This is a genomic window from Colwellia sp. 5_MG-2023 (assembly GCF_030547795.1).
In the GTDB taxonomy this organism is placed as follows: domain Bacteria; phylum Pseudomonadota; class Gammaproteobacteria; order Enterobacterales; family Alteromonadaceae; genus Colwellia.
Genome location: NZ_JAUOPW010000003.1, coordinates 345,655 through 356,196 on the forward strand (window position 1 = coordinate 345,655; position 10,542 = coordinate 356,196).

A 10,542-nucleotide genomic window follows, 5' to 3' on the forward strand; every position below is an offset into this window, starting at 1 on the left:
ACCACCCATAAAAATGGCATGATTAATGAATAAAAACACAGGCGAGTTTTTCTAATCATTAATATTTAGGTAATTAATTTTTAAGCAATTAATGACTGAAGACCATGAAAAATTAAATGGTTAACGTAAATGTTACTGGACCATCATTTAATAATTGCACTTTCATATCTGCGCCAAATTCACCTGTTGGTACGCTAAAACCTTTATCACGTAGCTGCTGACAAAAGAATTGATAAAGGCTCTTACTAAAGTCAGGCTTAGCTGCTGAAGTAAAGCTTGGTCGCATACCACTACTGGTATCTGCCGCTAAAGTAAATTGCGAGACAACTAAGATCTCGCCATTTGCTTGTTTGACATTCAAGTTCATTTTTCCATTTTCATCATTGAAAATCCGATAACCAGCAACTCGCTCGGCAAGACGTTTAGCTTTTGCTTGGGAATCTTCAGGCTCAACAGCTAAAAATACCAGTAAACCTTGGCCTATTTCACCTATTACTTCATTGTCAACGGTAACACTTGCTGAGCTTACTCTTTGAATTAACGCAATCATATTTGTGGGTTTTCCAATTCATTTTCTAGTTCGTATTCTTGTAACGACACTGTAATTACAGCGCCACCTAGTACAATTAGCCAAGATAAATATACCCATAAAAACAGAATAGGTACTATAGCTAACGCACCATATATTGCTTGATAAGAGGGAAATGCAGCTAAATATTCTGCAAATATTTTTTTAGCAAATTCAAATAAAATAGCCGCAACTAAAGCACCGAAAAAAGCATATTTAAATGGTACTGCTTTATTAGGCACTAACATATATAAAAGTACAAAAGCTGACATAGAAGACAAAATAGGTAATAACCTAAAAAGCTGATCAGTGATACCAAAATCATCCTCAACACCTATTGCTACTAAGGATACAATATAAGAAGAAATAGCAATGCTAGCCCCCACTAAAAGTGGCCCTAATGTCAGTATCATCCAATACATAGAAAATGAGGTGATAACACGGCGCTTTTGCGTTACTTGCCAAATATTATTGAACGTTTTATCAATAGAAGAAATCAGTAATAAGGCAACAACAAATAAAAAAGAGATCGCCACGGCTGACATTTTAGAAGCATTAGCTACAAATGACGCTAAATATTCTTGCACTACCCCGCTAGCTGCTGGTACAAAGTTGTCAAAAACTAATTGCTCAACACTTTTATGAATATCGGCAAAAATAGGAAATGCCGTTGCCACTGATAAGGCAACCACCATCAAAGGAACCAGCGACATCAAACTAACATAAGAAAGATGGCCGGCAACCACAGGTAATTGTGCTTGTTTGATACGCTTTAATAAATACTTAAAAAACGATAAATAATATCGCCAAGGTAGTGACTGTTTTACTTTTTCAAAAAATATGTATACGGAACTCATATATATACCAATAGGCTAATTTTTTACTCATTTTAGTAGATATGAGTAAGCTTAAAATAAACAAAACCATTTAATCATAGTTATTCTATATTTCATTAATTTACTGATTTTTTAATAGTAAATATTATATTATGATATCAGTAACTAATTTACTAGCAAGGTGTGTTATGTCAAAGCAAGGTTCTGGTGGCAATGTTATTGCTGCAATTTGTAATATCTTTTTTCCAGGTCTAGGCCAATTAGTACAAGGAAGACTTTTACCGGCAATTATATTCGCTATTGTTTGTGTTGGTGGGTATGCGCTGTGGTGGCTTATTATTCCTGCAATTATAGCCGCTATATTTCACTTATACTCTATTCTTGATGCTGCGACATTTAACAGTAATGGTTAATCAGCATTCATAATGTATTGATATTTTTCTAACAAAAAGGCCGATTGATTTAGCATCAATCGGCCTTTTTAGGTTAACTTAAGTAATTAATTACTTACCTGAACGACCTTCACGTTTACGATCATTCTCTTTTAAGAACTTTTTACGTATACGAATGCTTTCTGGTGTTACTTCTACTAATTCATCATTATCGATAAATTCTAATGCTTGCTCTAACGACATAATGATAGGCGGCGTTAATGTTTGTGCTTCATCAGTACCTGAAGAACGAACGTTAGTTAACTGCTTACCTTTAAGGGCGTTTACAGTTAAATCGTTATCACGACTATGAATACCAATAACTTGACCTTCATAAATATCAATACCGTGACCAATTAACATACGACCACGAGACTGTAAGTTAAAGATAGCGTTAGTTAATGCTTTACCGGTAGCATTAGCAATCATTACACCATTTTTACGTTGACCAATTTCGCCACCTTTATGAGGTCCGTATTCAAAGAATGTATGATAAATTAAACCTGAACCCGATGTTAATGTCATGAATTCAGTTTGGAAACCAATTAAACCACGACTTGGCATAATGAAATCCATACGAATACGACCAGTACCATCTGGTGCCATATCCGTTAATTCAGCTTTACGAACACCCATTCTTTCCATGATAGGACCTTGATGCTGTTCTTCAACATCAATAGTAACTGTTTCGTATGGTTCTTCTAATACACCATTTACTTCACGAATAATAACTTCTGGACGAGACACTGCTAGCTCAAAACCTTCACGGCGCATGTTTTCAATTAAAATACCTAAATGAAGCTCACCACGACCTGATACTTTAAATTTATCTGCATCTTCTAATTGCTCAACACGTAATGCAACGTTATGAATTAATTCTTTATCTAAACGATCTTTAATATTACGTGACGTTACAAATTTACCTTCTTTACCACAAAATGGTGAAGTGTTAACTTGGAAAGTCATGTTGATCGTAGGTTCATCAACTGATAATGCTGGTAAACCTTCAACAGAAGTAGGACAACAAATCGTATCTGAGATTTTTAATTCACCTAAACCTGTAATCGCAATAATGTCACCTGCAAAACCTTCTGCAACATCAAGACGTTCAAGTCCTAAGTAACCAAATACCTTGCCAACTTTAGCGTTATGTACGCCACCATTTGCCAATTTAATAGTTACTTGTTGATTTGGTTTAACAGAACCACGCGTAATACGACCAACACCAATTACACCTAAATATGAGCTGTAATCAAGTTGAGAAATTTGCATTTGAAATGGACCATCAGGATCAACTTCTGGTGAAGGCACTTCTTTAAGAATAGTATCAAACAATGGCGTCATATCTGTGCCAGTTTCACCTTCTTCAAGTGTAGCCCAACCATTAATTGCTGAAGCATAAACAACTTTAAAATCTAATTGTTCGTCTGTAGCACCAAGGTTGTCAAACAATTCAAAAACTTGATCCATAACCCAATCAGGTCGAGAACCAGGCTTATCAACTTTATTGATAACAACAATTGGTTTTAAACCTTGAGCAAACGCTTTTTTCGTTACGAAACGCGTTTGTGGCATAGGACCTTCTTGCGCATCAACAATAAGTAAAACTGAATCTACCATTGACATTACACGTTCAACTTCACCACCAAAATCGGCATGGCCCGGAGTATCAACGATATTTACACGGTAACCGTTCCAGTTAATAGCCGTGTTTTTAGCTAAGATTGTGATACCACGTTCTTTTTCGATATCATTTGAATCCATTGTACGTTCTTCTAGGCCACCACGTACATCTAATGTACCTGATTGCTCTAATAACTTATCGACTAAAGTCGTTTTTCCGTGGTCAACGTGAGCAATAATTGCCACATTTCTTAATTTATCTAACACAGGCGTCTCGCTGTTTTATTATTATTTAATACCACAACAATACGCGGGGCTTAAATAACTAAGGCTTTAATTGGGCGCGTATTATACAGTTTTTTTATATTAAAAGATATTTTTTATGATAAACCTACTTTGTGACTGATTTGTGTCAAAATGGTACAAATAGTACATGAAAATTGCTCAAAATAAGATATAGTGGCTTTCGAACTAGTATTTTGCACCACAAAGATCCCACAACGCACTACAACCGTGCAAAGCGTTTTTTGTAAACTTTCTAAATCATTGTTTTGATTATGATTTATTATTGGCACAATATTAGCTTGTATATGTCAAAACTTTGGTTTGCATCAAAAGAAATTTAAAACTAACCCTCACTGGAGAGACAAAATGTCACAAGCAGTATTCGATTTAATTAAAGAACATGACGTCAAGTTTATTGACCTTCGTTTTACCGATACTAAAGGTAAAGAACAACATGTTTCTATCCCTCATCATCAAGTAACCGAAGATTTTTTTGAAGACGGTAAAATGTTCGATGGTTCTTCAATTCAAGGTTGGAAAGGAATTAACAAATCTGACATGGTATTAATGCCTGATGCAGATTCTGCTGTGTTAGACCCGTTTGCGGACGCTGTTACATTAAACATTCGTTGTGATGTAGTAGAACCAGATACAATGCAAGGTTACAGCCGTGACCCTCGCTCTGTAGCGAAACGTGCTGAAGAATACTTACGTTCTACCGGTATCGCTGATACTGTATTAATTGGTCCTGAGCCAGAATTCTTCTTATTTGATGACGTACGTTTCCACACTGATATCAGTGGTTCTTTCTTTAAAGTTGACGATAAAGAAGCATGTTGGAATTCAGGTACTGAATATGAAGAAGGTAACATGGGACATCGTCCTGGCCTTAAAGGCGGTTACTTCCCAGTTTCTCCAGTAGATTCTTCACAAGATATTCGTTCTGCTATGTGTTTAGTAATGGAAGATATGGGCTTAGTTGTTGAAGCGCATCACCATGAAGTAGCAACTGCTGGTCAAAACGAAATCGCTTGTCGTTTTAATACTATGGTATTAAAGGCTGATGAAGTACAAGTATATAAGTATGTTGTTCATAACGTTGCTCATGCTTACGGTAAAACAGCAACATTTATGCCGAAGCCATTAGTTGGTGATAACGGCTCTGGTATGCACGTTCATCAATCTCTTGCTAAAGATGGCGTTAACTTATTCTCTGGTGATAAATACGGTGGATTGTCTGAAATGGCTCTTTACTACATTGGTGGTATCATCAAGCATGCTAAAGCACTTAATGCATTTACTAACCCTGCAACTAACTCATACAAACGTTTAGTTCCACATTTTGAAGCACCTATTATGCTAGCGTACTCAGCGGCTAACCGTTCAGCTTCAATTCGTATCCCAGTAGTTCCAACACCAAAAGCAACACGTATCGAAGTTCGTTTCCCTGATCCAGCAGCTAACCCTTACTTAGCATTCTCTGCTATGTTAATGGCTGGTCTTGACGGTATCAAAAACAAGATCCACCCTGGTGATGCTATGGATAAAGATCTGTATGACCTTCCAGCTGAAGAAGCAGCAGCAATACCACAAGTTGCAACATCATTAACTGAAGCATTAGATGCTTTAGCTGAAGATAACGAATTCTTAACTGCTGGTGGCGTTATGGATATCGATATGATCAATGCTTACATTGACCTTAAACGTGCTGATTGTGAGTTATTAAATACTTCAACTCACCCAGTAGAATTTGGTATGTACTACAGCGTTTAAGCCCTAGTAGTTATACTTTTAGAGCCTTGGCTTTAAATCAAAAAGCTCACTTCGGTGAGCTTTTTTGTGCTCAAAATATTTATAGTAGTAAAGTTACAAGTTTTTGTATAAATTATAACTACTGATGCCTCACATTATCGTGTGTTTGGATATATCTAAAGGAACAAGATATACTTGATAAATTATGATTAAATTTTTATTACTAATATTACTTATATCCATAATTGCGCCGGTAAACGCGAGTACCACTAAAATATATCTTTGGCGTAATGAAGCTGGCCAACTAGTCTACTCAGACACCCCTTCACCTGGCGCAGAAGAAGTAAAAACTAATCCAGGCCATGTTATTGAATCATCTAGTTCGATAGATATACAACTACTTGATATTCAAAAAGAGATAGTACCTGAAGATTATCAAATCATTATTAATCACCCTAAAAATCATGACACAATTCGTGATAATACCGGCTCTATCCTTATTAGCGCTATGATACAACCAAGATTTAAACGTGGTTTAAAAGTACAACTAATTTTAGACGGTGAAGCTTATCAAACTCCCCAAAATCACACTCAATTCTCTCTTAGAAATATTGATCGCGGTGAACACCAAATAAAAATGCAAGTATTTAACGAAGAAGGCAAGGTAATTGCATTATCTGACCCTATAACGTTTTATATGCATCGAGCATCTATTAATTAGTGAAAATTAGCACTAAATAGCCGTATTTAGCCCTGCAAATAAAACCTTTCTAGAATATACTAAATTTAAAGCACCAAATCAGTGCGCCCCAGTATAAGTATGAGACTTTATGTTGCACACAAGACAAGATATCCAACGACTTAAATTAAGTTACCAACAAACACTCGCGAATCAGTTAGTGACTGCGGTACTAATACTCGACCAAAAATTAAATATTTGTTACTTAAATCCTGCGGCTGAAGCCTTGTTAATAAAAAGTTTGTATAAACTATATGGCAGCCCTTTTGATTTAATTTTCGAAAATACGTCAATAACTAAATCACGTTTAGAACAGCTGCTCACGACAGGGCAAGAATTTACTGATAGCGAAATAGTGATAGAGTTTAATAAAACTCACCGCTTCACCGCAGAAGTAACCGCGTCGTCAGTAGAGTTTTATCGCATTCCTCACATTCTGATTGAGTTCAAACAAATTGACCAACAAAAACAAATCAGCCTTGAAATATTTCAACAGCAGCAATGGATTGCTGCTCGTGACTTAATTAAGGGGTTAGCACATGAAATTAAAAACCCACTTGGCGGTCTTCGTGGTGCTGCTCAACTGTTAAATAAAGAGCTTGATGAAGAGCAACAAGAATACACTGCCATGATCATAGAGCAAGCTGACAGGTTAACTAACTTAGTTGATCGGCTATTAGGTCCAAATCAATTACCACAAGTTAAAAGCTATAATATTCATTCTGTGCTAGAGAAAGTATGCCAAGTGGTTAATTTTTCAAGTGAGCAAGAAATAGAATTAAAACGTGATTATGATCCCTCAATTCCTAACATAGAATGTGATCAAGAAAAAATACAGCAAGCAGTATTAAACATTGTTAATAATGCTATTCAAGCAATAAGCCCCGAAAATAAAATTACCCTAAAAACACGAATAGCCAGTAATGCAACTATTAATGGTAAACAAATAAAATTAGCGGTAAAAATTAGCATTATTGATGATGGGCCAGGTATTCCTGAAAAAATACAAGACACTTTATTTTATCCTATGGTATCCGGTCGCTCAAATGGAACCGGTTTAGGTTTATCTATTTCACAAACTTTAATAAATCAACACCAAGGCAAGCTCTCTTGCCGAAGTCGTCCTGGGCATACAGAGTTTATAATTCTTCTCCCCTTAAGCTGAGACTAAGCTTTTATTAGGACGCTACTAACACAACTTTAAAAATTAACGCAAGAGAATACACAATGATCACTGAACAAGTATGGATAGTTGATGACGACAGCTCAATTCGCTGGGTTTTAGAAAAAGCCTTTACTAAAGCTAATATTAGTACGGCTTCATTTGAAAGCGCTAGTAATTTATTAATAGCGCTCGATCATGATCAACCTGAGGTTATTATATCTGATATAAGGATGCCTGATATCGACGGTATGACCCTACTTAATACTATTAGTAAGGATCACCCACATATCCCGGTTATCATCATGACGGCTCACTCTGATCTAGATAGTGCAGTTAATGCCTATCAAGGTGGGGCTTTCGAATATTTACCTAAACCTTTTGATATGGATGAAGCCGTTACCCTAGCAAAACGGGCACTAACCCATGCACAAGAGCAAAATGCAAAAAATCAACAAAATGATGTGACCCCGCTTACGGCAGGGTTAATTGGTGAAGCACCAGCAATGCAGGAAGTATTCCGAGCTATTGGTCGCTTATCACGCTCAAGTATCAGTGTGCTAATTAATGGTGAGTCAGGCACAGGTAAAGAATTAGTTGCTCACGCTTTGCATTCTCATAGCCCTCGTTCTCAAGCACCCTTTATCCCTTTAAATATGGCTGCTATACCTAAAGATCTTATTGAGTCTGAGCTATTTGGTCATGAAAAAGGCGCATTCACCGGAGCCAATTCTGTGCGTCAAGGAAGGTTTGAGCAAGCACATGGTGGGACTTTATTTCTTGATGAAATTGGTGATATGCCACTGGAAATTCAAACCCGTTTGTTACGCGTACTATCAGATGGTCAATTCTACCGCGTTGGTGGGCATTCACCAGTCCAGGTTGATGTACGTATTATCGCCGCAACTCATCAAAACTTAGAGGATCGTGTTAATAGCAATGAATTTAGAGAAGATTTATTTCATCGCCTTAATGTAATTCGTATTCAGCTTCCTAGCTTACGAGAAAGAAAGGAAGATATAGTCCAACTAAGTCAACACTTTCTCAAACAAGCTGCCAACGAACTGAGCGTTGAACCTAAAACCATCAGCAAGAAAGCAGCAGCATTCTTAGAGCAATTTCAATGGCCTGGCAATGTAAGACAACTCGAAAATATTTGTCGATTTCTTACGGTAATGGCCAGTGGTCAGGAAATACTATTAGAAGATTTGCCAAGCGAGCTTACTGAAAAAACAGTACCAACAAACAGCAATAACACATCATGGCAATCAGCACTTAGCGATTGGATGGATCAAGAATTAGCACAAGGAAGTAATGCAATATTAGAAGTAGCTATGCCTGAATTTGAAAAAATAATGTTAGAGCGTGCGTTGATATTTACTCAAGGCCACAAACAAGATGCAGCCAAGAAATTAGGTTGGGGAAGAAATACATTAACCAGAAAACTAAAAGAATTAGATTTATAAGTAATTAAGAAGGGCTACATGTCTCATCGTCACATTGCTTACAATTATTACATAACTTAAGGTTAATAAAATGTGCGGCGATGATTAGGCTTGCGCCACCCGTAATAAAATAGATTTCTAATGCTTCCGAAAAATCATGTTTTATCCAATAAAGAGCAATACCTAAATAGAGCAAGTAAAAGGGGTATAATCGTCTATGATAACGTTTAAACCCCGAAAACAAGGCTATTGTTCCTAAAGCAGCAGTCATTAGTAAAAAGACATGCTCCCAAGTATGATCAGCTAAAAAGCTCAAACCTAATAATGGTAAAATGGGCAGTAAAATAGGCAAAAGTATGCAATGTAATGCACATAATGAAGTTGCTGTAATACCTATTCGATCTAACATGGTTTTTCACTTTTCAAATAAAACATAAACAATACTAACGTTCATACATTGCTGTCTATAAGAGTCAGACGACACTATGGTATAGAAAACTATTTCCCACAAATATTACACTGATGAACAATACGGTAACTCACTTTACTATAATACCACGATTGATATGTTATAACATTAATAAAATTACTCTGATGATAAATTACTAAGCACTCCCTATGGGAAAAGTTATCACTTGTTCAATATGCTCTATCTTCAAAGCCAACATAATTAAGCGATCAACACCTAATGCGACACCTGCACATTGAGGTAAACCATGTGATAATGCAGAAATAAAATTTTCATCAATAACTTTCTCTGGCAAGCTTAACACTGCTCTTTTTTTATTATCTTCTTGAAAACGTTGGACTTGAGTTTCATGACTGGTTAACTCATTAAAACCGTTCACTAATTCTATCCCTTGATAATAACATTCAAAACGTTGTGCCACCCTATTATCATCAGGACATAATTTAGCTAAAGATGCTTGTGAGCTTGGAAAATTATAAACAAAACACGGCTCATTTTGTCCTATTACTGGCTCAATTATTTCACAAAAAATAAACTGTAGTAAAATATCATTGTCATCTTCATTTACTAACCAATCGCTTAATTTATTATTACGACTAATGACCGTAAGTAAATCATCACGAGAAGCAGTTAATGGGTCAAGAGCGGTATATTCAATGAATAACTCTTGATACGTTTTCTTGATAGGCTCAGCACAGTGCAAAGTCGTTTTTAACAACTCTCCTACTTCAGCCATTAGGTCAAAGTGATCAAAATTAATTCGATACCATTCCAGTAAAGTAAATTCTGGATTATGATATTTACCAAATGCTTCATGACGAAATGCTTTAGCTATTTGAAAAATACAACCATAACCAGAAGCTAATAAACGCTTCATGTGAAACTCTGGAGACGTTTGCAAATACAAAGGAATTGCTTGATTTATAGGACTGTCAGCAAGGAAGTTGTAACGGCAACTTAATCCCTCTAAATGTACATCAGTAACCGTTGCTTGAGATAAAGAAGGTGTTTCCACTTCAAGAACATTACGTTCTGCAAAAAAATCCCTGATTTGCTGTAATATCTTTGCACGTTTTTGTGCATTTTCCCACGAGAGAGTTGACTGCCAAGACATGATGATCCTTTATTAGCTTTTATATTTTCTTTTTTAAAAATAAAAAAGGCCGCAGAAGCGACCTTTTTTATTCATTAACCTTTTGTGTTCGCTAACCAACAGGTTAACTACAATAAAG

Annotated in this window: 10 protein-coding genes; 5 read left to right on the forward strand and 5 right to left on the reverse strand. The window is 36.2% G+C overall.

The genetic code is table 11. From position 1 onward, the window contains the following. Positions 1-112: 112 nt before the first annotated feature. Positions 113-550, reverse strand: coding sequence for a D-aminoacyl-tRNA deacylase (gene dtd / locus Q4496_RS04595; protein WP_215972315.1), 438 nt, complete (start codon positions 548-550; stop codon positions 113-115). Beyond that, a complete protein-coding gene (locus Q4496_RS04600; protein WP_215972314.1) occupies positions 547-1,425 on the reverse strand; it encodes a virulence factor BrkB family protein in 879 nt (292 codons plus the stop codon). Before Q4496_RS04600 ends, dtd begins: the two co-directional genes overlap by 4 nt. A gap of 167 nt (positions 1,426-1,592) precedes the next feature. Here Q4496_RS04600 and Q4496_RS04605 point away from each other — a divergent pair, with 167 nt between their 5' ends. After that, entirely contained in the window at positions 1,593-1,817 is a 225-nt protein-coding gene (locus Q4496_RS04605) for a hypothetical protein (protein ID WP_215972313.1), read from the forward strand. A 90-nt stretch (positions 1,818-1,907) separates the two neighbouring features. Here Q4496_RS04605 and typA read toward each other — a convergent pair whose 3' ends face one another. Then, positions 1,908-3,725, reverse strand: a complete 1,818-nt coding sequence (typA, locus tag Q4496_RS04610; RefSeq protein ID WP_215972312.1) for a translational GTPase TypA — start codon at positions 3,723-3,725, stop codon at positions 1,908-1,910. Between the two features lie 384 nt (positions 3,726-4,109). Between typA and glnA the strand changes: the two genes are divergently transcribed. The 4 genes from glnA to glnG all read left to right on the forward strand — a co-directional run bounded on the left by glnA (position 4,110) and on the right by glnG (position 8,862). Continuing rightward, positions 4,110-5,516, forward strand: coding sequence for a glutamate--ammonia ligase (gene glnA, locus Q4496_RS04615; RefSeq protein ID WP_215972311.1), 1,407 nt, complete (start codon positions 4,110-4,112; stop codon positions 5,514-5,516). 184 nt (positions 5,517-5,700) lie between these two features. Then, the gene (locus Q4496_RS04620) at positions 5,701-6,216 is read left to right on the forward strand and encodes a DUF4124 domain-containing protein (protein WP_215972310.1); all 516 of its coding nucleotides are present in this window, start codon (positions 5,701-5,703) and stop codon (positions 6,214-6,216) included. Positions 6,217-6,325: 109 nt separating this feature from the next. Next, positions 6,326-7,399 carry a nitrogen regulation protein NR(II) gene (gene glnL, locus Q4496_RS04625; protein WP_215972309.1) on the forward strand — a complete coding sequence of 358 codons (1,074 nt, stop codon included), beginning with the start codon at positions 6,326-6,328 and terminating at the stop codon, positions 7,397-7,399. Positions 7,400-7,461: 62 nt separating this feature from the next. Next, on the forward strand, positions 7,462-8,862 hold the full coding sequence (glnG, locus tag Q4496_RS04630; protein WP_215972308.1) for a nitrogen regulation protein NR(I): 1,401 nt from the start codon (positions 7,462-7,464) through the stop codon (positions 8,860-8,862). A 4-nt stretch (positions 8,863-8,866) separates the two neighbouring features. On the opposite strand, the gene Q4496_RS04635 is transcribed toward glnG, so the two are convergent. Both Q4496_RS04635 and epmA read right to left on the reverse strand, forming a co-directional pair. Further along, a complete protein-coding gene (locus Q4496_RS04635; protein WP_303609994.1) occupies positions 8,867-9,250 on the reverse strand; it encodes a MerC domain-containing protein in 384 nt (127 codons plus the stop codon). 196 nt (positions 9,251-9,446) lie between these two features. Then, a complete protein-coding gene (gene epmA, locus Q4496_RS04640) occupies positions 9,447-10,424 on the reverse strand; it encodes an elongation factor P--(R)-beta-lysine ligase (protein WP_303609995.1) in 978 nt (325 codons plus the stop codon). Positions 10,425-10,542: the final 118 nt, after the last annotated feature.